Source organism: Candidatus Pantoea formicae, from assembly GCF_011752625.1.
Lineage (GTDB): Bacteria > Pseudomonadota > Gammaproteobacteria > Enterobacterales > Enterobacteriaceae > Pantoea > Pantoea formicae.
In genome coordinates this window covers 432,377-455,189 of record NZ_VWXD01000004.1, presented here as the reverse complement: position 1 = coordinate 455,189, position 22,813 = coordinate 432,377, and the positions used below count along the sequence as shown (strand labels likewise).

Genomic DNA, 22,813 nt, shown 5'->3' with positions numbered 1-22,813 from the left:
AGCGATCAATTACTCTTTTTGGGGCTCGCAGGTGAGCCGTTTTTGTCCTGCAGCTGCGAAGGCACCAGAACCGTGGTGACGCGCTTGCTCTCACCCTGGCTGTAAGCCTGCATCTTCTGCTCTTTTACCAGATAGGTGATGCGATCGCCTTTGATGTTGCTATCCAACTGTTGAATGAAGGCGTTACCGGTCAGTTCAACAAAATCGTTCGCCAGTTCGTAATGCAGTTTCGAGGCATGTCCCTGAACGGGCTTGCCGTTGTCCTGCATCTGATAGAAGGTTGCAGGTGTGCCGTAAGCATCCACGATGGTTTTTTTGCTGTCGCCGCCTGGACGGGTCACTACCACTTTATCGGCGGTGATCTTGATCGAACCTTGCGTCACGATCACGTTGCCGGTAAAGGTGGCAACGTTACCCTGCAGATCCAGTGACTGGTTGACAGAATCGATGTTGACGGGCTTGTCTGAATCGCCCGTCAAAGCCAGCGCCGGTAGACTAGTCGCCAGCAATGCGCTCACCAGCAGCAGCTTAAGGCTGTTTTTGTTCATTTTGGATTTCATAGGAAGTTTTGACCTTTTCAAGCAGCTGGGCATTTTTGGTTCGTAAATTGCCGCGCATCTTCATACCAGTGGAATTAAAACTGCGGCCAAATAGGGTGACCTGATCGTCAGACGTCACATCCTGGGTGACCAGATTAACCTGAGCAGTATCGGTAATGATGCGCTCAAGCTGTGAATCTTGGGTCAGCGTATTCACTTCAACATGGCCGTAAAGATAAAGCATACGATCTTTAGTCAGCTTTGCCTTATCAGCACGTATTGTCCAGGTCGGCACTTTGTTTTCATCATAAGTGGTGGCGACAGGATTTTCGAACCAGCTAATTTCATCGTCGGCGAAATAGGTCACTTTATCCGAGACCAACCGATATGCCAGCGCTCCCGTGGGGTTGTACACCACAGAATGGGATTTTTCGCTGGTGTAGGTTGGCTCTTGGGTATTGGTTGCCACCGGCGCTTTACTGTCATCCTGGTTGGTGAGATTCCAACCGATCAGTATCAGTGCGATCAAGGCCAGAATCAGCGTCATCCAACGCCTGCTTTTACTCATACTGATTGCCCTTTGGCATCCTCAAATTTGTTCTGCGCAATTAAAATGAGATCGCACAGTTCACGCACGGCACCGCGACCACCGGCGATCCGCGTAACGTAGTTTGCCCGTGGCAGCAAAACGGGATGGGCATCGGCCACGGCAACACTCAGGCCCGCTTGCGCCATCACCGGCCAGTCGATCAGGTCGTCGCCGATGTAGGCAACTTGATCGGCGGTTAATGACAGTTTATCCAGGAGTTCGCGCCACGCCAAAAGCTTATCAGATTGTCCTTGATAAAGATGCGTAATCCCCAATGTCTTGCAGCGATCTTCCAGTAGTTTTGCTTTGCGGCCGGTAATAATAGCCACTTCGACGTCAGAGGTCAGCAAGCAGCGAATACCGTAGCCGTCGCGCACGTTGAAGGCCTTCAACTCTTCGCCGTTGTTGCCCATGAAAATCACGCCATCAGACATCACACCGTCAACATCACAAATCAGCAAGCGGATCTGCGCCGCGCGCGCCATCACGTCTGCGCTGACGGGACCGTAGCAGGTATCAACCATTGTGGATTCAGCACTCATTATTTTTTCCTGTTCAAACTACGCCAGCGCGCAGCATGTCATGCATATGTACCACACCGAGAAGGCGATCGTCATCGGCCACCAACACCGCAGTGATGTTTTTGTTTTGCATAAGATTAAGCGCATCCACGGCTAACATATTGGGGCGCACACGTATTCCACCTCGTGTCATTACATCCTGAATACTGGCTGACTGGAAATCGATGCCCATATCAAAGATGCGGCGTAAGTCACCATCGGTAAAGATACCTTCGATTTTCATCAAATCATCAACGATCACCGTCAGGCCGAGATTCTTACGCGTAATTTCCAGCAGCGCATCCCGCAACGATGCGTCGCGAGTGACGTGAGGGATCTCATCGCCGCTGTGCATGATATCGCTCACGTGCAGCAGTAACTTGCGACCCAGTGCACCACCGGGGTGTGACAGCGCAAAATCTTCCTGTGTAAAGCCACGCGCCTCCAGCAGCGCAACGGCAAGCGCGTCACCCATCACCAATGTAGCTGTGGTGCTGGAAGTCGGTGCTAAGCCGAGCGGACAGGCTTCCTGTGGCACTTTTACGCACAGGTGCACATCAGCAGCGCGCCCCATGGCGCTCTCTGGACGGCTGGTGATGCAAATGAGCTGAATCTTCTGGCGCTTCAGCACTGGAATTAACGCGAGAATTTCACTCGACTCACCGCTATTGGAAATCGCGATCACCACATCATTGGGGGTGACCATCCCCAGATCGCCATGACTGGCTTCGCCGGGATGCACAAAAAACGATGACGTCCCCGTACTGGCGAAGGTTGCCGCCATCTTCGCGCCGATATGGCCGGATTTGCCCATGCCCATCACCACCACTTTACCGCGGCAGGCTATGATCATCTCGCAGGCACGGCTAAAGTCGGCGTTAATATACTGATCGAGCTGCTCCAGCCCTTCGCGTTCAATGCGCAGTACCGCTTTACCCGCTTGTTGATAATCAAAATCCACTTGCTGATGTGACATGGTCAGTCCGTCCTTAATAGCTTGTGATGAACGCAGGGCTGAGCCACAGCCACAGCACCCACGCGATAAACCCACCTAACAGTAAGGTGCCTGCCACGCGACCAATCCGGCGTTTACGTAGCAAGCAGAGCAGGGCGAACAGCACGCTCACGCCCAGCATGACCCAGTAATCACGCGCGAAGGCGTGGATATCAATGCTACCGGGATGAATCAGTGCAGGCAGGCCGAGAACAATCGCCAGATTAAAAATATTCGCGCCGATGAGGTTGCCAATCGCAATATCGTCCTCGCCTTTAAGCGCACCGGCTACCACGGTGGCTAATTCGGGCAGGCTGGTGCCCACGGCGATAAGCGTCAGCCCCATCACTAATTCACTCACGCCAAAGTAATCGGCAAACACCGTCGCGTTGTCGATCACCATGCGCGTTGACATCGGCAAAATAATCAACGCCACGGCGAGCCAGAGAAAGGCCACGGTATTGCCGGCTTCATCACGTGGCAGTTCGGCCAGTTGCTCGCGTGTCAGGGTATCGTTGTTGTCACGTTCGGCACGACGAGCAATGCGAATGGCAATAAGTAAATAGCCCAGTGCGATGAGCAGCAGCGCAATGCCATCAAGCCGACTAAGGTAGTTATCAAATAACATGATACCGCTCAGCAGTGAGACCAGCAGCATCAGGGGGAGTTCGCGGCGAATCAGATTGGAGTGCACCGTTAAAGGGTGCAGGAGCGCCGCGCCACCTAAAATTAACAGGATATTGGTGATATTAGAGCCGAGTGCGGTGCCTACCGCTAAATCCATCTGGCCATGCTGCGCGGCAGAAAAAGAGATGATCAGTTCCGGAAGCGATGTGCCAATGCTGACGACCGTCATGCCAATGATTAGCGGCGGAATGCCAAAGGATCGACATAAGATCGCGGCACTGAATACCAGACGGTCGGCGCCGTAAACCAGTAAAATCAATCCGATAAACAGCAGGGCAGTGGCTACGAACATGAAAAATCCTTGATGGATATGTGTGTCGGCAAACCTTGTCCGACAGGTAAAAACATTGCGCGCGCGGAAACAGGCGCTGATTTTGACTGTCTGAGAGGCAAAAGTAAATTTTAAGGCCGTTTTCGCCACACCAAGTGGGTAAGTTTCTGTAAAACTATCGTGCATTGTGGCCTACCAGGCTACCATCCACGACTTAAATTACGCCCGATCCGCATAAAGAGGTAATGATGATCCAGCAGCAAACGAATCTGGTTGAGGTTCGTGGCGTCAGCTTCACACGCGGAAATCGTGTCATCTTCGACGACATTTCGCTCACCGTGCCCGCTGGCAAAGTGACCGCCATTATGGGGCCGTCTGGTATTGGAAAAACCACACTGTTGCGCCTGATTGGTGGACAGCTACAACCGGATAAAGGGGAGATTTGGTTCCGTGACCAGAACATCCCTACGCTTTCGCGCACTAAATTGTATGAAGCACGTAAAAAGATGAGCATGTTATTTCAGTCGGGAGCACTTTTTACCGATCTTAACGTCTTTGATAACGTCGCTTGGCCGCTGCGTGAACACACAAACTTACCGCCGGAGTTGCTCCACAGCACCGTCATGATGAAGCTTGAGGCGGTAGGCCTGCGCGGCGCGGCAAAGCTCATGCCGGCTGAGCTGTCAGGCGGTATGGCGCGGCGTGCTGCACTAGCGCGTGCTATTGCCCTTGAGCCAGATCTGATCATGTTTGACGAGCCTTTTGTGGGCCAGGATCCAATCACCATGGGTGTGCTGGTAAAGCTGATCGATGAACTCAATCACGCCTTAGGTGTGACCTGTATTGTCGTTTCACACGATGTGCCAGAGGTCTTGAGCATTGCTGACCATGCCTATATTGTTGCCGGGCAAAAGATTATTGCCCAGGGCAGTGCGCCGGAACTGCGAAACAACGCCGACCCGCGCGTACGCCAGTTTATTGAGGGTCATGCGGATGGCCCCGTGCCGTTCCGCTTCGCTGCCGGGGATTACCTCAGCGATCTGACTCGCGCAGGGAGAAATTGAACTGATGTTGCTAAAGGCACTGGCGTCACTTGGTCGTCAGGGAATTAATACATGCGCGTCATTTGGCCGCGCAGGTTTGATGCTGTTTCACGCATTGGTGGGGAAACCCGCTTTCCGTCGCCACGCGCCTCTGCTGGTCAAGCAGCTTTACAGCGTGGGCGTGCTCTCACTGTTGATCATTGTGGTCTCCGGCTTGTTTATCGGTATGGTGCTGGGGCTACAAGGCTACCTGGTACTGACCACCTACAGTGCGGAAACCAGCCTCGGAATGCTGGTGGCGTTATCGCTGCTGCGTGAACTTGGCCCTGTGGTGACAGCATTGCTGTTTGCCGGGCGCGCTGGCTCAGCCTTAACGGCTGAAATCGGCCTGATGAAAGCGACCGAGCAGCTTTCCAGCATGGAGATGATGGCAGTTGACCCGTTGCGTCGCGTGGTGTCACCGCGTTTCTGGGCTGGATTTATTAGCATGCCGCTTTTGACATTGATCTTCACTGCGGTAGGCATTGCAGGTGGGGCGCTGGTTGGCGTGAGCTGGAAGGGGATCGATCCTGGTTTCTTCTGGTCTGCGATGCAAAATGCAGTGGATTTCCGCAGCGACGTGATCAACTGCATTATTAAAAGCGCAGTCTTTGCCGTCACGGTAACCTGGATTGCGCTGTTCAATGGTTATGACGCCATCCCGACTTCGGAAGGTATCAGTCGGGCAACAACGCGTACCGTAGTGCATGCTTCACTGGCGGTACTCGGTTTGGATTTTGTGCTGACAGCACTGATGTTTGGGAATTGATGCAATGCAAAGCAAGAAAAACGAAATCTGGGTAGGCGTCTTTATGCTGGCGGCACTGCTGGCGCTGCTGTTCCTTAGCCTGCGAGTGGCCGACCTCAAGTCGTTAGGCACCGAGCCGACCTGGAAGCTGTATGCCACCTTCGATAACATCGGCGGCTTGAAAGTGAGTTCACCGGTCAAAATCGGCGGTGTGGTGATTGGCCGCGTGACGGATATCTCCCTTGATGACAAAACGTTATCGCCACGCGTAACGATGGATATCAGCGATCAATACACCGATAAAATTCCGGATACCAGTTCTCTGGCGATCCGTACGCAAGGCCTGCTCGGTGAGCAGTTCCTCGCACTCAATTTAGGTTTTGACGATCCTGAATTAGGTTCCTCAATGCTTAAAGATGGCGGCACGCTGCGCGATACCAAATCTGCGCTGGTACTGGAAGATCTGATCGGACAGTTCCTCTATAAAAGCGGCGACAATAAAAATGATAATCAAAAGCAGGGAACTGAGAGTGCGCCGGCCCCTGCAGCACCTGCTACAACGGAATAATCCAGAGAGGTAAAACACGATGTTTAAACGTTTACTGATGGTTGCCATGCTGGCAATTTTGCCTTTGGCTGCCAATGCGGCGGATCAAAGCGACCCCTACAAGCAGATGAATGACGCCGCGGCGAAGACATTTACTCGCCTCAAGAACGAGCAACCAAAAATTAAGCAGGATCCCAACTATCTGCGTGAAGTGGTGCGTCAGGAGCTCTTGCCGTATGTGCAGATAAAATATGCCGGTGCATTGGTGCTGGGCCGTTACTATCGCGAAGCGACTCCGGCGCAACGCGAGGCTTATTTTGCCGCATTCGGCGATTATCTGGCGCAAGCCTATGGCCAAGCGCTGGCGCTCTATCACGGGCAGACTTACCAGATTCAGCAACCGCAACCGATAGGTGACGCCAATATCGTCGCGATTCGCGTGACGATTCTGGATCCGAATGGCCGCCCCCCTGTGCGCCTCGATTTTCAGTGGCGTAAGAACAGCCAGACCGGAAACTGGCAGGCTTATGACATGGTGGCCGAAGGTATCAGTATGATCACCACCAAACAAAATGAGTGGAGCGATCTGCTGCGCACCAAGGGTATCGATGGTTTGACGGCGCAATTGAAAACCTATGCGGCGCAGCCGATTACACTGGATAAGCAGCAATAATGAGTGAACCGTTACGCTGGCAGCGCACTGCCAGCACGCTAGCCTTGAGCGGCAAGCTGGATCGTGACACGCTGCTGACATTGTGGCAGGAGCGTGATACCGCGATTTTGGACGTCGCCACCATTGATGTCGCCAGGCTGGATCGCGTGGATTCAGCCGGTTTAGCGCTGCTGGTGCATCTGCGCGAAATCGCTCGGGCGCAGGGTAGCACACCGGTTTTCACTGGCATTAACGACAAACTCCAGTCTTTAATCACGCTGTACAACCTGCAGCAGATTATTGTTTCTGCGGAAAAAATCGCCTGATTACAGGTTAAACCTTTAAAGCCCCTGGTGTTTTCAGGGGCTTTTGCGTATTTAAGAGTCAGGCGCTTTCCTCTAAGATATCCGCCTTATTATTATCAAGTGAAGCAATGAGCGATGGAAAATAGTGAAGTTCAGGCTGTGCTGATGCAGGCGCTGCCATTAGAAGAAGTACACGTACTCAGCAATGACGGTAGCCATTTTCAGGTGATTGCCGTAGGTGAGATGTTCGGTGAACTGAGCCGTGTTAAAAAGCAGCAGGCTGTCTACGCGCCGCTGATGGAATACATTGCGGATAACCGTATTCATGCGGTTTCCATCAAAACTTATACCCCAGCTGAGTGGGCGCGTGACCGTAAACTCAACGGTTTCTAAGCGTCCCACGGGCTGTTTTGTTGATAGATAATTGAGAGCCGTTAATGGACAAATTTCGTGTGCAAGGCCCCACTCGTTTAAGTGGTGAAGTGACCATTTCCGGGGCAAAGAATGCTGCGTTGCCGATTCTGTTTGCTGCGTTGCTGGCAGAAGAGCCGGTAGAGATTCAGAACGTGCCAAAGCTGCGTGATATCGATACCACCATGAAGCTGCTGAACCTGCTGGGTGCACGCGTTGAGCGCAATGGCTCGGTTCACGTTGACGCTCGCGAAGTTAATGTCTTCAGCGCACCTTATGACCTCGTGAAAACCATGCGTGCCTCCATTTGGGCTCTGGGTCCGCTGGTGGCGCGTTTTGGCCAGGGCCAAGTTTCTCTGCCAGGTGGCTGTGCCATTGGCGCGCGTCCGGTTGATCTGCATATTACTGGCCTTGAGCAGCTGGGTGCAGAAATTAAGCTGGAAGAAGGCTACGTCAAAGCCTCCGTTAATGGCCGCCTGAAAGGCGCGCACATCGTCATGGACAAAGTCAGCGTAGGTGCGACTGTGACCATTATGAGTGCGGCAACGCTGGCAACGGGCACCACTATTATTGAAAACGCGGCACGTGAGCCGGAGATTGTTGATACGGCAAACTTCCTCAATACGTTGGGCGCAAAAATCAGCGGTGCGGGTACAGACAAAATCACCATCGAAGGCGTCGAACGCTTGGGTGGCGGCGTGTATCGCGTACTGCCAGACCGTATCGAAACCGGTACTTTCCTGGTGGCGGCAGCCATTTCTCGCGGTAAAGTGGTGTGCCACAAGGCGCAGCCAGATACGCTGGATGCGGTGCTGGCAAAACTGCGTGATGCGGGTGCAGAAATTGAAACCGGTGAAGACTGGATAAGCCTCGACATGCACGGCAAACGCCCGAAAGCGGTGAACGTGCGTACGGCACCTCATCCGGGCTTCCCAACTGACATGCAGGCGCAGTTCACGTTGCTGAACATGGTGGCTGAAGGCACCGGTGTGATCACTGAAACCATCTTCGAAAACCGTTTCATGCATATCCCAGAATTGATTCGTATGGGCGGACATGCGGAAATCGAGAGCAACACAGCGATTTGCCACGGCGTTGAAACGCTCTCAGGTGCGCAAGTGATGGCGACCGATCTTCGCGCTTCAGCGAGCTTGGTGCTGGCTGGCTGCATCGCAGAAGGCACGACCATCGTGGATCGCATTTATCACATCGATCGTGGCTATGAACACATCGAAGATAAGCTGAAAGCGATGGGTGCAAATATCGAGCGCGTTAGCGGCGAATAACACTGCCAGCGGCTCGAAGAGAACCAGTCACGGTCACGTGGCTGGTTTTTTTTCGCCGTGAGGATCTCAATTAATTTGTCGATCCTTTGGCGATCTTATGCGTTTTTTGCGATCCAACAGACGTGATGTGATGGGATCGAAATAGCGACTTGGCCAGATCTCGGCAGGATGAACGCCGATCGCATTGGCGATCAGCCACTCGCCTTTAGGCCAAGGGCGCGATAGCGCATTTGATAACGTGGAAGAGTTCAGCCCCGAATGGCGCGACAACTCTGCCATTGAAGTGCCTTTTTTACGCAGGGCTGCGATGATATCAGCGGGATGCCAATCCTGTTTCCTTGCATTCATAACGTTCTGCTCCATGTCCATGTTATTGCTTCATCTCTACCGCCATGTGCGGTTCCATTGTAGAGATTTCTGGAAAAAACAGAGTCCTTATAACAAATAATTTCCGTAAGTTTCCAGTAATTGTTGTGCCGCAACATGAAACTGCGCGGCGTTTCGCAAATATGCTGCAACAGAAGCAACGAGAGAGAGAAATTAAAAACGAGGGGAGGAGAGCAAAGCGGGACGAGCGTGCCCCGCTATGAATGAATCAGAAGTCACGCTGTACCGACATGTGCGCTAGCGCTTCTAGTGCGCTGCGCCACGGTGATTCTGGCAGCGCCTGGAGTGCTGCAATGGCTTTGTCTGCTTCTTCTTCAGCACGCTGACGCGTCCATTCCAGTGACCCTGTTTGCTGCATTGCGGCCAATACCGGCTCCAGCAAATGGCGACCGTTGCCTTCTTCAATCGCTTTGCGAATCATCAGGGCCTGTTCAGGCGAGCCGTTGTGCATGGCGTGCAGCAGTGGCAGCGTAGGTTTCCCTTCGCTCAAGTCATCACCGGTATTTTTTCCGAGTGTTTCGCCATCGGCGCTGTAATCGAGCAAATCGTCAATGAGCTGGAAAGCCGTACCCAAATAGCGTCCATAATCCTGCAGCGCTTTTTCTTGGGCTGGCGTGGCTTCCGCCAGAATGGCTGAAGCCTGGGAAGCGGCTTCGAACAGGCGCGCAGTTTTACTGTAAATCACGCGCATGTAGCTCTCTTCGGTGATGTCAGGATCGTTACAGTTCATCAACTGCAGCACTTCACCTTCCGCGATCACATTCACCGCTTCAGACATCAGTGCGAGGATCTTTAAGGATCCCATGCTGGTCATCATCTGGAAGGCGCGGGTGTAAATAAAATCGCCGACCAGAACACTCGCCGCGTTACCGAACGCGGCGTTAGCAGTGGCTTTACCACGGCGCATATCGGATTCATCCACCACATCGTCGTGTAACAGCGTGGCGGTGTGGATAAATTCGATCAGCGCCGCATTAGTGATATGCAACGATCCTTGGTAATTCAGCGCACGTGCAGAGAGCACAGCGATCATCGGGCGGATGCGTTTGCCACCCCCGCTGATGATGTAATAGCCCAACTGGTTGATCAGTGAGACTTCTGAATTCAGCTGGTCGAGGATGGTCTGGTTGACGGCCGCCATATCCTGAGCGGTTAATTCATTAATCTGTTCTAAGTTCATTCGTCTGTTCAGCTTTGACTCGTTTTTTGCATGGTAAGCGCTTTAACACAGCTTGAGTTCAGGTAATCTGTTACTGATTGTACTTGAAAAATCGGGCTGCGAAACGTTTGCATTCGTTCTGCGCTTTTTTTCTGCAAGAGAGTGCAAAGTGCTCTTGTCTTCTCTTGGAGATTTGCGTAGAATTCGCGCCCTATTGTGAATATTTATCGCGCCGCCTGATGAATAGAAAGGCATGCGCAGAAGCGGAGTTTTATATGTACGCGGTTTTCCAAAGTGGTGGTAAACAACACCGAGTAAGCGAAGGTCAGACCGTTCGCTTGGAAAAGCTGGACATCGCAACCGGCGAAACCATTGAGTTCGACCAGGTTCTGATGATTGCAAATGGCGAAGACGTGAAAATCGGCGCGCCACTGGTATCAGGCGGTGTGATCAAGGCAGAAGTTGTTGCTCACGGTCGTGGCGAGAAAGTTAAAATCGTTAAGTTTCGTCGTCGTAAACACTACCGTAAGCAAGCTGGTCACCGTCAGTGGTTCACTGATGTGAAAATCACTGTGATCGGCGCTTAAGAGGAGATCTGACAAATGGCACATAAAAAGGCTGGTGGTTCGACTCGTAACGGTCGCGACTCCAATGCAAAACGTCTGGGTGTTAAGCGTTTCGGTGGTGAATCTGTTCTGGCAGGTAGCATCATCGTTCGTCAGCGTGGCACCAAATTCCACGCAGGTACCAATGTAGGCTGTGGTCGTGACCACACCCTGTTTGCTACCGCAGACGGCAAAGTTAAATTCGAAGTTAAAGGTCCAAACAACCGTAAATACATCAGCATCGAAGCTGAATAAGGTTGTTGTGCCGCAGACGGTTAACGTCTGAACACACGAATGGAAGGCCCCGCAGCTTTGCGGGGCTTTTTACATTCTGCCGCAGGTTGCGGGATTCCCTCTGACCTTACCGCGCAGTTTGCTGTACAATTTATGTACACATGGTTTTGCCAATCTTGTATTATCCGCCGCCGGTCAGCGCAGAAGACCCTGGCGGACCCGTTTGTAGCGCGTGAAGTGCTGCGAACGACAGCGTGACGGAGAAAGAAAATGAAGTTTGTTGATGAAGCGACGATCCTTGCGGTCGCGGGTGATGGCGGTAATGGTTGCGTCAGCTTCCGCCGCGAAAAATATATTCCTCGTGGCGGCCCTGACGGCGGCGACGGCGGTGATGGCGGCGACGTTTATCTGCTGGCGGATGAAAACCTCAATACCCTGATCGATTATCGCTTCGAGAAATCTTTCCGCGCCGAACGTGGCCAGAATGGCCAGAGCCGTGATTGCACCGGCAAACGCGGTAAAGACATCATTATTAAAGTGCCGGTGGGTACACGTGTCATCGACCAAGGCACCGGCGAAACGCTGGGCGACATGACCCGCCACGAGCAGAAATTGATGGTCGCCAAAGGCGGCTGGCACGGTCTGGGCAACACCCGCTTTAAGTCTTCAGTTAACCGTAGCCCGCGTCAGAAAACCATGGGTACACCGGGTGAGAAGCGCGACCTGCAACTGGAGCTGATGCTGCTGGCTGACGTCGGTATGCTCGGCCTGCCGAATGCCGGTAAATCGACCTTTATCCGTTCTGTCTCAGCAGCGAAACCTAAAGTGGCGGACTACCCGTTCACCACCCTGGTGCCGAGCCTGGGCGTTGTGCGTATGGACAGCGAAAAGAGCTTTGTGGTCGCTGACATTCCTGGTCTGATTGAAGGCGCAGCAGATGGTGCCGGTCTGGGGATTCGCTTCCTGAAGCACCTTGAGCGTTGCCGCGTACTGTTGCACCTGATCGACCTTGCGCCGATCGATGAATCCGACCCGGTAGAGAACGCCCGCATCATCCTGGGTGAACTGGAAAAATACAGCGAGAAGCTCTACCAGAAGCCACGCTGGCTGGTGTTCAACAAATGTGACCTCCTGGACCGTGAAGAAGCGGAAACCCGCGCTAAAGCGGTTGTGGAAGCACTGGGCTGGGAAGACAAGTACTACCTGATTTCTGCGGCTAGCCATGATGGCGTGAAAGATCTTTGCTGGGATGTGATGAGCTTTATCATTGAGAACCCGAAAGAAGCCGAAGAAGAAGCGAAAGAGCCGGAGAAAGTGGCCTTCATGTGGGATGACTATCACCGTGAAGCCATGGAAAACGCGCAGGAAGTCGAAGAAGACGATGACTGGGATGACGATTGGGACGAGGATGACGACGAAGGCGTCGAAATCATTTACCAGCGTTAATCGCATAAGAGAAAGCGGCCAATTGGCCGCTTTTTTTATGGCTGCTGAGTGCTAGTCTTTACATCAAGGTGAAAAGGCTTTATCCGTGCAAGATTCAGCAGCCGGGCTTCCCTTGTGAGACTGAGACATTGAGGGTTACCCCAGCACCGCCACCGTTAATCGAGACGTGCAGCACAGCTGGTCGCGTCCATTACGAATCTCAATTTCCCAGCTCTGATTGCGTGCACCAAGGTGCAGAGGGCGACAGATACCACGCACTTCACCGCTGCTGACTGCGCGATGGTGGCTGGCGCTGACCTCAATCCCTACCACGCTTTTACCTTCTTCCACGCTCAGATAGCCCGCAATCGATCCCATCGATTCTGCCAATACCACCGAAGCGCCACCGTGTAACAGGCCAAACGGCTGTTGTGTACGGGAATCGACCGGCATGGTGGCTTCAAGGTAATCGTCGCCCACTGTGGTGAACACGATGCCCACATGAGCCACTAGCGAGTTTTCGCCGATCTTATTTAAGCTTGCAAGATCAAACGCGCGTTTCCAGATTGCCATATCAAGATCCCAGTGTTGCGCCACCGTCGACCACAATATCCTGCAGTACAACGTGGCTGGCAAGATCCGAGGCCAGGAACAAGACATTGTTCACGATCTCTTGTGGCTTAGCGATCTTACGCAGTGGGATCCCCAACTTATACTGATCCTGGAAGCCATTGATCATCTCTTGTTCCGCTTCCGGGGTATGCCACAAGCTGCGTTGCATATCGGTGTCAGTTGAACCTGGTGAGACGATGTTACAGCGCACACCCAGCGGGGCCATTTCCAGCCCAACGGTGAGGCACAGGCTGCGCAGTGCTGCTTTAGACGCACCGTAAGCCGACATACCCAGACGTGGCGCATGTGCTGCGTTAGACGCGATAGTGACGATGGCACCCGCGCGCTGCTTGCGAAACACCGGCAGCGTCTGCTGGAACATATTGAAAGCGCCACCCGCGTTCACGGCCAGACAGGCTTGCCAGTCTTCAAAGGCTAACTCTTCGGTGCTGCCGATCCGCAGAATGCCGGCACCGTTGACCAGCACGTCAAGGCGCGGCTGCTCAGCCAGCAGACCCTGGCATACCGCTTTCACTTGTGCGGCATTGGCCACATCCAGTTGCTGCGTGATGAACGGGTAATCTGCCTGATCAAAACGCAGATCAAAGCCGATGACCTGTGCCCCAGCCTGATGAAAGGCCAGGGCGGTGTGGTAGCCAATGCCTTTGCCCGCGCCCGTGACCCAGACAATCTTTCCGCTGAAATCGAATGAAGCACTCATTTGGTTGGCACCCGTGACAACAGCGCCCACCAGCCATCAATGCTGGGATTTTTCGCCAGGCTCACAAAATCGATGTCGCTATGCACCTGACGCCAGCGCGCTGCCAGCGCCATAACGCGCACGGAATCCAAACCATAATCGATCAGGTTCTCATCATCTTCCGGCACGTCGTCATCTTCCAGTAAGGGGAGGATCAGCGCACGTAGCTCGTCTTTGCTCAACGGCAGTGGCATCAGATCGGCGGTCATCACCACTTTACCGCTGCGGCCCGCGGTGTAGGTCAGTGCCATCATGTGTTCTTCACGGCTAAAGTCAGCCAGGGCGTCTGCCACCATAAACGGCTGAATGTTGCGCATAAAGGCATCAGTGGCGGTCGTCAGACAGCCGATATGGGCATAAACACCGGTGATAATCAGCTGGTCGCGGCCCATCTCCTGCAGAATGGATTCCAGTGGTGAACGCACAAAGGCACTGTAACGCCATTTAGTCAGAACCTGATCATCTTGATCCGGTGCCAGCGCATCAACGATCTTCTGCTGATCCGGATGCTTGTTCAGGCCCGGTCCCCACATGTCGTTGAGCAAGGCACGATCGGCATCACTCTGTTCATTCGGCTGTGCGGTGTAGAACACGGGAATACCCTGTGCTTTGCAGTAGGCACGCAGACGCGCAATGTTATCTACCACCAGGTCGATCAGCGGGCTGTTCTCACCCCAAAAATTAAGGAAGTAAGCCTGCATATCATGGATTAACAGCGCAGCACGCTGCGGCTCAACGGCCCACTTCACTTTATTGGTCGGCAGCTCAGTGGCCGCAGGCAGCGCGTAGGAACTCAGTTTTGGAATAGCCATTACAATCTCCGGAACAGGTCAGGCTTGCGCTTGTTGATCGGCAAGCTGTTGGCGTAAACGTTTTTTATCCACCTTGCCAACGGGGGTCAGCGGCAGGGCATCTACGCAGGTAATACGATCGGGTAATTTAAACTCAGCGACGCCGAGTTCACGCAGATGACGGCGCAGCGCCACGGCTTTGATCGGCTGGCTGGCCACGATAAAGGCACAGCTCTTTTCACCCATCAGTTCATCGTTCATTGACACCAGCGCGGCGTGGATCACATCAGGATGGCGTTGTAGTAAGTTCTCGATCTCTTCCGCCGCGATCTTTTCACCTCCGCGGTTGATCTGATCTTTCTCACGACCCTGTACGGTGATGTAACCCTGTTCGTTGATCTCAATCAGATCGCCTGAGCAGTAAAAACCGTCGGCGTCGAAACTGGCGGCATTGTGCTCTGGGCTTTTATAGTAGCCGCGGAACGTATAAGGCCCGCGGGTCATTAAACGGCCCACGCTGCCGGTAGGCAGTGCATTGCCGTGTTCATCGGCGACCCACACTTCGTCGTCTTCAGAAATCGGGCGGCCTTGCGTGGTCAGGATAGTCGTCTCATCATCGCCAAAGCGGGTGTAGTTCACCAACCCTTCAGCCATGCCAAACACCTGTTGCAGGCGGCAGCCAATTTCGCTCTGAATACGTGCCGCCAGGGTTTCGCCCAGTTTGGCACCGCCCACCTGAATGCGTTGCAGTGAAGCTAGCTGCTTATTGCTGCCCCATTCCTGAATCGCTTGTAACCACAGGCTGACAGCGGGGGGCACTAAGCCGGTATCGGTCACCTGATGTTTCTCAATCAGCGGGAAGCAGAGTGTCGCGCTGGGATCGGCGGCAAGGATCACTTGTCCACCGGCATAGAACACACCGAGTGAACCCGGTGAACTCATGGCGAAGTTATGCGGCGCGGGCAGGGCGATCAAATAACGAGTGTCGGCAGTGACTTCACAGATATCGTCACTGGCACGAATGCTGTAGTAGTAATCGTTATGCGTGCGCGGAATCAACTTAGGCGTGCCGGTGCTGCCGCCAGAGAGCTGGAAGAAAGCCACTTCATCGGCAGCGGTGGGTGTGGGTTGATAGTCACCCGCCGCTTCGGCCATCAGCGCTTCCAGCGTATTTTCCGGCTGGTTGTCATTGCGTAGAATGACCTGCTGCAAGGACGGCTGTGTCGCGCAAAGCGTGTCAATGAAGGTATCGTCGGCAAACAGTGCATGATGACGATCGGCAATCAACAGCTTCGGTTCAATCTGTGAAGCATAGGCCGTCAGTTCGGTGCGTTGATGGCTATGAAGCGCAAAAACTGAGGCGACGCCCAGCTTAAAAAGAGCGAAAACCGTGACGTAGAAATCGGCAACATTGCCCAGTTGGACCAATGCCGTATCGCCCTGTTGCAGACCACGGCGCTGAAGCGCTGCCGCCAGATTTTCGGATAGCACGTCCAATTGGCGATAGCTGATCTGACGTTCACCTTCAATGACGGCAATGGCATCATTTTCTTGGTGACGAGCCAGGATGTCGGTCATTGGCACATCGAGCCAATAGCCTTTTTCGCGGTAGCGCGCAGCGAAATCATCAGGCCAACGGTTATAGGGGATGCTCATGCTCTTTCCTTTATTGCAGTCCAAAAGCGCGCAACATGGTGTCCAATTTCACGCCAGTTTCACGCCATTCTGATTCAGGTTGGGAGTCAGCCACAATGCCCGCTCCCGCAAATAGTCGTACTCTGGTGCCATGTACCGTGCCGCAGCGAATCGTCACCACCCACTCGCCATTACCTTCACTGTCACACCACCCGACGATGCCGCCGAAAAGTTGACGGTCAAACGGTTCCAACTGCTGAATCAACTGCTGAGCAAGCTGGTGCGGGAAGCCGCTTAATGCGGGAGTCGGGTGCAACAGGCAGGCCAGAGATAGCGCATTTTCTCGCTCATCCTGCACTTGGCCATCGATTTGCGTCGCCAGGTGCCACAAGGTTGCGGTGGTGATCAACGAAGGTACGGTCGGCACTGATAGCAGACGGCTGCGAGGCTGTAATGTTTCGCGCATCGCATCGGTGACCAGCTTGTGTTCATGGCGATCTTTATCAGAATCCATCAGCGTATTGCCCGCAGCACGATCTTGCTGACTATCGTCATGATGACGTCGCGCCGAGCCTGCCAGAGGGCAGGAGCTGAAATCGCGCCCTTGTTTACGCAGCATCAATTCGGGGCTGGCACCGACCAGTGCGCCGCCTTGTGGCAGCGGCAGATGGAAGTGATAGCTATTAGGGTTCTGCGCGATCACGCGTTGCATCAGTGCCGCAGTATCCACCGGTTGATCGGTGGTGATATCCATCAGCCGTGACAGCACGACTTTATCGAGGTCGCCAAGCTGCGTGGCGGCAACGGCATCCGCCACCATTTGGGTAAAGACATCATGGTCGGGCACCGCTGCGCGACGACGCACCTGCGGCAATTCGCCGGATGCAGAAGGCAGCGCGTTTTGTAGATCGGCACGGTTAAAAGTCTGATAGCTTTCAGGGATAAACAGTGCCGCTGGCTGGCTGACGTCGAAAGGAATCGCGCCGACCAGGATCGGATTTTCAATGCCTTGTTGTTTCGCTGCCGCAAAGTGCTGGCGTAACTGTTGCTGAAAATCTCCCTGCAACAACGCGGCATCCGTCACGGGCGCGGTGAGGGTGGTATAGCACCCTTGGGTGGCGAGGCTGCGCCACGGAGAAGTAAACAGGAATCCACGGCATAACGCGGAAAAATCCTCTAACAGGGCATTTTCAAACATGGATGATTCGACCATAATTTTTACCTATAAATGATAAGATTATTAATAATGATTATCATTTTTATTATGGCCCTGTAACCTACGTCGATCAGACAAAAGTGTCAATCTATTCGCGGGATTTACCGCATGTTTAGGCGTAATCGGAAAGTGACGATACGCCGCGTATTAAGCTAAAAGGTGGACCAAAACTTATGAATAAATGCGGTTTGTGGGGCTTCGCGGTCCTGTTGTTCATTTTCCAGACTTTTACAGGTCTTGCGCAGGCTGAGCAGGGTTGGCCGCGCACCGTTCAGGGGGCTAACGGTCCTCTGACCCTCAATAAAGCGCCGCAGCGCATTGTCTCCACCAGTGTGACCCTGACAGGCTCGCTGCTGGCCATTGATGCGCCTGTCATTGCATCGGGCGCGACAGCACCTAACAGCCGTTTGGCTGACGATCAAGGCTTCTTCCGCCAATGGGGCGAAGTGGCGAAACAGCGCCATCTCAAACGCCTTTATATTGGTGAGCCAAACGCGGAGGCAGTCGCTGCCGAAGCGCCCGATCTGATTCTGGTCAGCGCCACCGGCAACGATTCAGCGATCAAGCTAGCCAGCCAGCTCTCGGCCATCGCCCCCACGCTGGTGGTCAATTACGACGATAAAAGCTGGCAGGACGTGGTGACGCTGCTTGGTGAGGCTACCGGCCATGAAACTCAGGCCGCCCAGCGCGTGAAAGCTTTTGACGATCGTGAAGCGGCGTTGAAGAAAGCTATCACGTTGCCGCCGCAGCCAGTTTCCGCCATGGTGTGGAATGGGGATGGTCGCGCGGTCAACGTGTGGACCGCGGAGTCAGCGCAGGGCAAGCTGCTGCAACAGCTCGGTTTCACCCTTGCTGAACCTCCTGCCACTATTCAGCAGGGACACAGCATGGGGCAGCGTAAAGATATTATTCAACTGTCGGGTGAGAACGTTGGCAGTGGTCTGACGGGGAAAACCTTCCTGCTGTTCGCCGGTGACGATAAAACAGCGCAGTCGGTGCTCAGTAATCCGTTCCTCGCGCAAAACGTGGCGGTGAAACAGAAGCAGGTCTTCCCGCTGGGCGTCGAGTCGTTCCGTCTGGATTACTACAGCGCCAGCAACTTGCTGGCGCGTCTGGAAAAACTGTTCGTTAAATCATGATGCCTGCTCCGCCAGCTCTGGTGCTGGCGGATGGTATCGACGTAGACGTCCCATCACTAACCACATCAATACCCCCAGTAGCGCTGCCGTAAAGCCAAACACGGCAGCAGCCTGTGGTGGCAGTAACCACGAACCCATGGCACCAATCATCGCCGCGCCGATCGCATCGCCAGTGACGTTTTGCGCTGTCCATAAGCCGTTGATGCGTCCCAATAAATGGTCAGGCGTTAACAGCTGGATCATGGCGTACTGCACCAGATTGTTGATGGCACTGAAATAACCAAAGGCCACCAGGCACAGTAGCGCCAGCGGTAAGTTGGGCATCAAACTGAACAAACCCAGTGCCACAAAAGCCGCAACCGCACTACCCAGCACGAGCTGCCCAGGCCGTGCAGCGTGCTTCAGTTTGCCGCTGGTAAAGGCGCCAATGGCGGCACCCAGCGGGACTGCGGCATACAGCATACCGAGCTGATTGGCCGTGACTGACCAGTGCGGTGCCAGGGCGGGGTAAAGTACCCGCACCGCGCTGGCCAGTGTGACCAGTGCTCCAATCAGCGCCACCATGCCGACAATCGGGCTGGCAAACAGGAACTGCACCCCGGCAGCGAGTGATTTCAGTGGATGTTCGCGCGGCTGCGGTGGTGGAGGAAGTTGTGGCAATTTAAGCAGAGTCAGCACCGTTAACAGCGTACCGAATGCGGTCAGGCCGTAGTTCCACACGACGCCGCCGTGTGCAATCACCAGGCCCGCAATCGCCGGTGAGAGAATGGAACCAAAGCGCACCGTGAGCATGGTGATGGCACCGGCCTGCATAATATTTTCGCGTCCAACTAGCGCGGGAGTGGCCGCCAGCAGGGCCGTCACGCCAATCGCGCCAAAGAAACCGTCCCAGAAGCCCAACAGATAAACCGCAATCAGTGAGGGCTCAGGCAGGGTGGCATTCACCGCCAAGGCAACAAAGCCCAATCCACAGGTCGAACGGGCGAACAGAATCAGCTTTTTACGTTCGTAGCGATCCGCCAGCACGCCACCGGTTAATAATCCAATAAACATGCCTGAGGCAGCCAGCGTCACCGCTAACCCCACCAGCAGCGGAGAGTGTGTCATTTGCTGAATTTGTACTGGCACCGCGACGGCGAGCATGCCTAACGCAACGATGGAGATAAAACGCGCGATAAACACGGCGCGAAATGCCGCATGAGTTTTCAGCAGGGAGAGATCAATAAAGTGGGAGGATTTGTTCATTCGTTCGCCTTTTTGCACCAATTTTCCTCATCGTCCGCGAGGCCAGTCATGGTAACATAGGCAAACGCGAGTAATAACGATAACCATTATCAAATTGCGTTGCGCATGCGACGACGTTAAACAGTGAAGGTTTTGAACGATGCGCCAAATTCGTGCATTAGCAGGCTCAGGGATTCTGCTCGTGCTCCTCATCGCGCTCAGCTTAATGCTGGGGGCAAAATCAATACCCCTTTCCGATGTTTACCATTCTCTGACCTCCAGTTGCAGTAGCGCGGAGTGTGTGATCGTGCGCGATGCACGCCTGCCTCGCACGCTGGCGGGATTACTCGCAGGCGTTGCGCTGGGGTTAGCCGGGGCTTTGATGCAAAGCCTGACGCGCAACCCGTTGGCCGATCCCGGCATTCTTGGCGTCAATGCCGGCGCTGGATTTGCGGTGGTGATTGGCATTGCGCTGTTTGGTGCCGACTCTCCCCTCGACTGGCTCGGCTTTGCTTTTGTGGGGGCGCTCTTGGCATCACTGCTGGTGGCCATGACCGGTGCAATTGGCGGCGGACGCGTTAATCCGGTACGCCTGACTTTAGCGGGTGTAGCGCTCGGCGCGGTGCTGGATGGCCTGACATCGGGCTTATCACTGCTCAACCCTGATATTTATGACCATCTGCGTTTCTGGCACAGCGGCTCGCTGGATATCCGCAACTTTACTGTCTTACGCACCCTGTTCCCGGCGGTGCTGGTGGGCAGCGTGGTGGCGATTTGCTTGTCGCAGGCGCTAAACAGTTTAAGCATGGGCGGCGATATGGCGACGGCGTTGGGTACGCGTGTGGCGCGGACCCAGCTGTTAGGATTGCTTGCCATCGCGCTGCTGTGCGGTGCAGCCACCGCTGCGGTAGGGCCGATTGCTTTTATCGGCTTGATGACGCCGCATTTTGCGCGCTGGCTGGTGGGCAACGATCATCGCTGGATGCTGCCCGCGACCGCATTGATTACGCCTGTTTTGCTGCTGGCGGCGGATATTCTTGGCCGCCTTCTGGTCGCAGGGGAATTGCGCGTTTCCATCGTGACGGCGATGTTAGGTGCGCCGATGCTGATTATCTTGGTACGTCGTAAACTCGGACGAGGTGCGCTATGACGCGCCGAGTGCTGTTACACACCACCTGGCTGCTGCTGAGCTGCTTACTGCTGGCGTATCTGGCCATGACGCGTGGTGCTTTGCCCATCGGGGCAGAGCAATTCTGGCAGATGCTAAGGGGCGAAGGTGCCGGTAACGTCAAGTTGATCGTGCTGGAGTGGCGGCTCCCTCGCGTATTGATGGCGCTGCTGATTGGCGCGGCCCTCGGCGTCAGTGGCGCGATTTTCCAGTCCCTGCTGCGCAATCCGCTGGGTAGCCCGGATATTCTTGGTTTTAATACGGGCGCCTACAGCGGTGTGCTGGTGGCGTTGGTGCTGTTCAATCAAGGCATCGCCGCCATGACCGGCGCCGCGCTGGTCGGTGGGGTTGCCACCGCTGCGCTGGTCTACCTGTTCGCCTGGCGCAACGGCGTCGAAACCTTCCGTCTGATTATTGTCGGCATTAGCGTGCGTGCATTGCTGATGGCGTTGAATGCCTGGCTCATTATCAGCGCCTCGCTGGAGTCGGCGCTGAGCGCGGGTTTATGGAGTGCCGGCTCGCTAAACGGCATCACTTGGGAAAAAACGCCGCCGGTGATGGCGGTGTTGCTGTTGTCGCTGCTGTTGATGGCATTGCTGACGCGACGGATGCGCCTGCTGGAGATGGGCGATGATACCGCCAGCGCGCTCGGCGTCCCTGTCGAACGCAGCCGCATGTGGCTGATGCTGATTGGCGTGGTGCTGACGGCCGCGTCCACCGCGCTGGTGGGGCCGATCTCATTTGTGGCGCTCTTGGCCCCGCAAATTGCCCGTCGGCTCGGTGGCGGGGAGAGAGGCGCATTGTTGCTGGCATCCCTGTGTGGCGCACTACTACTGATCGCCGCTGATTTTGCTGCACAACATCTGTTCCTGCCTTATCAATTACCGGTTGGCGTGATTACCGTTAGCCTGGGTGGACTCTATTTGATTGCATTACTGGTGCGGGAGGCGCGACGCCAATGATCGATATTCCTTCACGTCTGTATGGCGAAAGCCTGACGCTTGGCTATGACAAAAAAATCGTGGCGGAGAATCTGTCAGTGGCGATCCCGGAAGGGGAGCTGACGGTGATTATCGGCCCGAACGCCTGTGGTAAATCCACCTTATTACGGACATTAAGCCGCCTCAACACACCGCTAAAAGGTGATGTGTATTTAGATGGCGAGGCCATTGCGCGCTATCCCACGAAAGAAGTGGCACGGCGGCTTGGACTGCTGCCCCAAAGTTCGAATGCGCCTGCTGGCATTAGCGTGTCGGAGCTGGTGGCGCGCGGGCGCTATCCTCACCAGGCGCTGTTTGGTCGCTGGCGCGAGGAGGATGAAGAGGCGGTGCAGCAGGCGATGCGCGCGACGGGCGTGGCTGATTTGGCACAACAACTGGTCGATACCTTATCCGGTGGGCAGCGACAGCGCGTGTGGATAGCCATGGTGTTAGCACAGCAAACGCCACTTTTGCTGCTGGATGAACCGACAACCTGGCTGGACATCACGCATCAGATTGAGCTGCTGGAACTGATGCAGGAATTGAACCAGCAGCATGGCCGCACGCTGGTGGTGGTGTTGCATGACCTCAATCATGCCTGTCGCTATGCCACGCACTTGATTGCTATGCGTCACGGCAAGATTATCGCGGAAGGCAAGCCAGCAGAGATCGTAACGCCCGCGTTAATTGAGCAGGTGTACGGTTTACGCTGTGTGATTGTCGAAGATCCGGTGGCCCATACGCCGATGATCGTGCCGCTGGGGCGAGGAAGATAATACCCGATTCGGTATAAATGCCAGGGCGGCA

Annotated in this window: 27 protein-coding genes; 14 read left to right on the top strand and 13 right to left on the bottom strand. The window is 54.6% G+C overall.

Annotated elements, in window-relative coordinates:
* Positions 1-5 precede the first annotated feature (5 nt).
* The 5 genes from lptA to F3J38_RS14685 are packed head-to-tail and all read right to left on the bottom strand — an operon-like array spanning position 6 to position 3,661.
* Positions 6-560, bottom strand: a complete 555-nt coding sequence (gene lptA / locus F3J38_RS14705) for a lipopolysaccharide ABC transporter substrate-binding protein LptA (RefSeq protein WP_167139545.1) — start codon at positions 558-560, stop codon at positions 6-8.
* Positions 529-1,107 carry an LPS export ABC transporter periplasmic protein LptC gene (gene lptC / locus F3J38_RS14700; protein WP_167139543.1) on the bottom strand — a complete coding sequence of 193 codons (579 nt, stop codon included), beginning with the start codon at positions 1,105-1,107 and terminating at the stop codon, positions 529-531. The genes lptA and lptC overlap by 32 nt, the downstream gene beginning before the upstream one ends.
* Entirely contained in the window at positions 1,104-1,670 is a 567-nt protein-coding gene (gene kdsC, locus F3J38_RS14695) for a 3-deoxy-manno-octulosonate-8-phosphatase KdsC (RefSeq protein ID WP_167139541.1), read from the bottom strand. The genes lptC and kdsC overlap by 4 nt, the downstream gene beginning before the upstream one ends.
* A 13-nt stretch (positions 1,671-1,683) precedes the next feature.
* Positions 1,684-2,664, bottom strand: coding sequence for an arabinose-5-phosphate isomerase KdsD (gene kdsD, locus F3J38_RS14690; protein WP_167139539.1), 981 nt, complete (start codon positions 2,662-2,664; stop codon positions 1,684-1,686).
* Between the two features lie 13 nt (positions 2,665-2,677).
* The gene (locus F3J38_RS14685) at positions 2,678-3,661 is read right to left on the bottom strand and encodes a calcium/sodium antiporter (protein WP_167139537.1); all 984 of its coding nucleotides are present in this window, start codon (positions 3,659-3,661) and stop codon (positions 2,678-2,680) included.
* Between the two features lie 227 nt (positions 3,662-3,888).
* Here F3J38_RS14685 and mlaF point away from each other — a divergent pair, with 227 nt between their 5' ends.
* The 7 genes from mlaF to murA all read left to right on the top strand — a co-directional run bounded on the left by mlaF (position 3,889) and on the right by murA (position 8,671).
* The gene (gene mlaF, locus F3J38_RS14680) at positions 3,889-4,704 is read left to right on the top strand and encodes a phospholipid ABC transporter ATP-binding protein MlaF (protein WP_167139945.1); all 816 of its coding nucleotides are present in this window, start codon (positions 3,889-3,891) and stop codon (positions 4,702-4,704) included.
* Positions 4,705-4,708: 4 nt separating this feature from the next.
* Entirely contained in the window at positions 4,709-5,491 is a 783-nt protein-coding gene (gene mlaE, locus F3J38_RS14675; RefSeq protein ID WP_167139536.1) for a lipid asymmetry maintenance ABC transporter permease subunit MlaE, read from the top strand.
* Positions 5,492-5,495: 4 nt separating this feature from the next.
* Positions 5,496-6,038 carry an outer membrane lipid asymmetry maintenance protein MlaD gene (mlaD, locus tag F3J38_RS14670; RefSeq protein WP_167139533.1) on the top strand — a complete coding sequence of 181 codons (543 nt, stop codon included), beginning with the start codon at positions 5,496-5,498 and terminating at the stop codon, positions 6,036-6,038.
* A gap of 19 nt (positions 6,039-6,057) precedes the next feature.
* Complete coding sequence (mlaC, locus tag F3J38_RS14665) at positions 6,058-6,690, top strand: phospholipid-binding protein MlaC (protein ID WP_167139531.1); 633 nt, start codon at positions 6,058-6,060, stop codon at positions 6,688-6,690.
* Positions 6,690-6,995, top strand: a complete 306-nt coding sequence (gene mlaB / locus F3J38_RS14660; protein WP_167139529.1) for a lipid asymmetry maintenance protein MlaB — start codon at positions 6,690-6,692, stop codon at positions 6,993-6,995. The genes mlaC and mlaB overlap by 1 nt, the downstream gene beginning before the upstream one ends.
* A 114-nt stretch (positions 6,996-7,109) precedes the next feature.
* Complete coding sequence (ibaG, locus tag F3J38_RS14655) at positions 7,110-7,367, top strand: BolA family iron metabolism protein IbaG (RefSeq protein ID WP_007886637.1); 258 nt, start codon at positions 7,110-7,112, stop codon at positions 7,365-7,367.
* Positions 7,368-7,411: 44 nt separating this feature from the next.
* Positions 7,412-8,671, top strand: a complete 1,260-nt coding sequence (gene murA / locus F3J38_RS14650) for a UDP-N-acetylglucosamine 1-carboxyvinyltransferase (RefSeq protein WP_058962128.1) — start codon at positions 7,412-7,414, stop codon at positions 8,669-8,671.
* Between the two features lie 66 nt (positions 8,672-8,737).
* On the opposite strand, the gene F3J38_RS14645 is transcribed toward murA, so the two are convergent.
* Both F3J38_RS14645 and ispB read right to left on the bottom strand, forming a co-directional pair.
* Complete coding sequence (locus F3J38_RS14645) at positions 8,738-9,019, bottom strand: helix-turn-helix domain-containing protein (RefSeq protein ID WP_167139943.1); 282 nt, start codon at positions 9,017-9,019, stop codon at positions 8,738-8,740.
* A gap of 247 nt (positions 9,020-9,266) precedes the next feature.
* A complete protein-coding gene (gene ispB, locus F3J38_RS14640; protein WP_167139527.1) occupies positions 9,267-10,238 on the bottom strand; it encodes an octaprenyl diphosphate synthase in 972 nt (323 codons plus the stop codon).
* Positions 10,239-10,492: 254 nt separating this feature from the next.
* Between ispB and rplU the strand changes: the two genes are divergently transcribed.
* From rplU to cgtA, 3 genes are all read left to right on the top strand, one after another.
* Positions 10,493-10,804 (top strand): 50S ribosomal protein L21, encoded by a 312-nt coding sequence (rplU, locus tag F3J38_RS14635; protein ID WP_084934301.1) that lies wholly within the window; start codon positions 10,493-10,495, stop codon positions 10,802-10,804.
* 15 nt (positions 10,805-10,819) lie between these two features.
* On the top strand, positions 10,820-11,077 hold the full coding sequence (gene rpmA, locus F3J38_RS14630) for a 50S ribosomal protein L27 (protein ID WP_101241742.1): 258 nt from the start codon (positions 10,820-10,822) through the stop codon (positions 11,075-11,077).
* Positions 11,078-11,326: 249 nt separating this feature from the next.
* A complete protein-coding gene (cgtA, locus tag F3J38_RS14625) occupies positions 11,327-12,502 on the top strand; it encodes an Obg family GTPase CgtA (protein WP_167139525.1) in 1,176 nt (391 codons plus the stop codon).
* A gap of 135 nt (positions 12,503-12,637) precedes the next feature.
* Here the strand turns inward: cgtA and F3J38_RS14620 are convergent, their stop codons facing one another.
* The 5 genes from F3J38_RS14620 to F3J38_RS14600 are packed head-to-tail and all read right to left on the bottom strand — an operon-like array spanning position 12,638 to position 17,492.
* Positions 12,638-13,054 (bottom strand): hotdog fold thioesterase, encoded by a 417-nt coding sequence (locus tag F3J38_RS14620; protein WP_167139523.1) that lies wholly within the window; start codon positions 13,052-13,054, stop codon positions 12,638-12,640.
* 1 nt (position 13,055) lies between these two features.
* Entirely contained in the window at positions 13,056-13,814 is a 759-nt protein-coding gene (gene dhbA / locus F3J38_RS14615) for a 2,3-dihydro-2,3-dihydroxybenzoate dehydrogenase (protein WP_167139521.1), read from the bottom strand.
* A complete protein-coding gene (locus tag F3J38_RS14610) occupies positions 13,811-14,665 on the bottom strand; it encodes an isochorismatase family protein (RefSeq protein WP_167139519.1) in 855 nt (284 codons plus the stop codon). Before F3J38_RS14610 ends, dhbA begins: the two co-directional genes overlap by 4 nt.
* 18 nt (positions 14,666-14,683) lie before the next feature.
* Complete coding sequence (locus tag F3J38_RS14605) at positions 14,684-16,300, bottom strand: (2,3-dihydroxybenzoyl)adenylate synthase (RefSeq protein WP_167139517.1); 1,617 nt, start codon at positions 16,298-16,300, stop codon at positions 14,684-14,686.
* A gap of 10 nt (positions 16,301-16,310) precedes the next feature.
* A complete protein-coding gene (locus tag F3J38_RS14600; protein WP_167139515.1) occupies positions 16,311-17,492 on the bottom strand; it encodes an isochorismate synthase in 1,182 nt (393 codons plus the stop codon).
* Between the two features lie 176 nt (positions 17,493-17,668).
* Between F3J38_RS14600 and fepB the strand changes: the two genes are divergently transcribed.
* Complete coding sequence (gene fepB / locus F3J38_RS14595; RefSeq protein WP_167139513.1) at positions 17,669-18,634, top strand: Fe2+-enterobactin ABC transporter substrate-binding protein; 966 nt, start codon at positions 17,669-17,671, stop codon at positions 18,632-18,634.
* Here the strand turns inward: fepB and entS are convergent.
* Positions 18,629-19,879, bottom strand: coding sequence for an enterobactin transporter EntS (gene entS, locus F3J38_RS14590; RefSeq protein WP_167139511.1), 1,251 nt, complete (start codon positions 19,877-19,879; stop codon positions 18,629-18,631). The two genes, fepB and entS, sit on opposite strands and share 6 nt — an antisense overlap.
* A gap of 139 nt (positions 19,880-20,018) precedes the next feature.
* Here entS and fepD point away from each other — a divergent pair, with 139 nt between their 5' ends.
* From fepD to F3J38_RS14575, 3 genes are read left to right on the top strand one after another with little or no spacing between them, the layout of a single operon-like run.
* A complete protein-coding gene (fepD, locus tag F3J38_RS14585; RefSeq protein ID WP_167139509.1) occupies positions 20,019-21,008 on the top strand; it encodes a Fe(3+)-siderophore ABC transporter permease in 990 nt (329 codons plus the stop codon).
* Complete coding sequence (gene fepG, locus F3J38_RS14580; protein ID WP_167139507.1) at positions 21,005-21,988, top strand: iron-enterobactin ABC transporter permease; 984 nt, start codon at positions 21,005-21,007, stop codon at positions 21,986-21,988. Before fepD ends, fepG begins: the two co-directional genes overlap by 4 nt.
* Positions 21,985-22,782: an ATP-binding cassette domain-containing protein gene (locus tag F3J38_RS14575; RefSeq protein ID WP_167139505.1), complete on the top strand. Its 798-nt coding sequence runs from the start codon at positions 21,985-21,987 to the stop codon at positions 22,780-22,782. Before fepG ends, F3J38_RS14575 begins: the two co-directional genes overlap by 4 nt.
* The last annotated feature ends 31 nt before the right edge of the window (positions 22,783-22,813 follow it).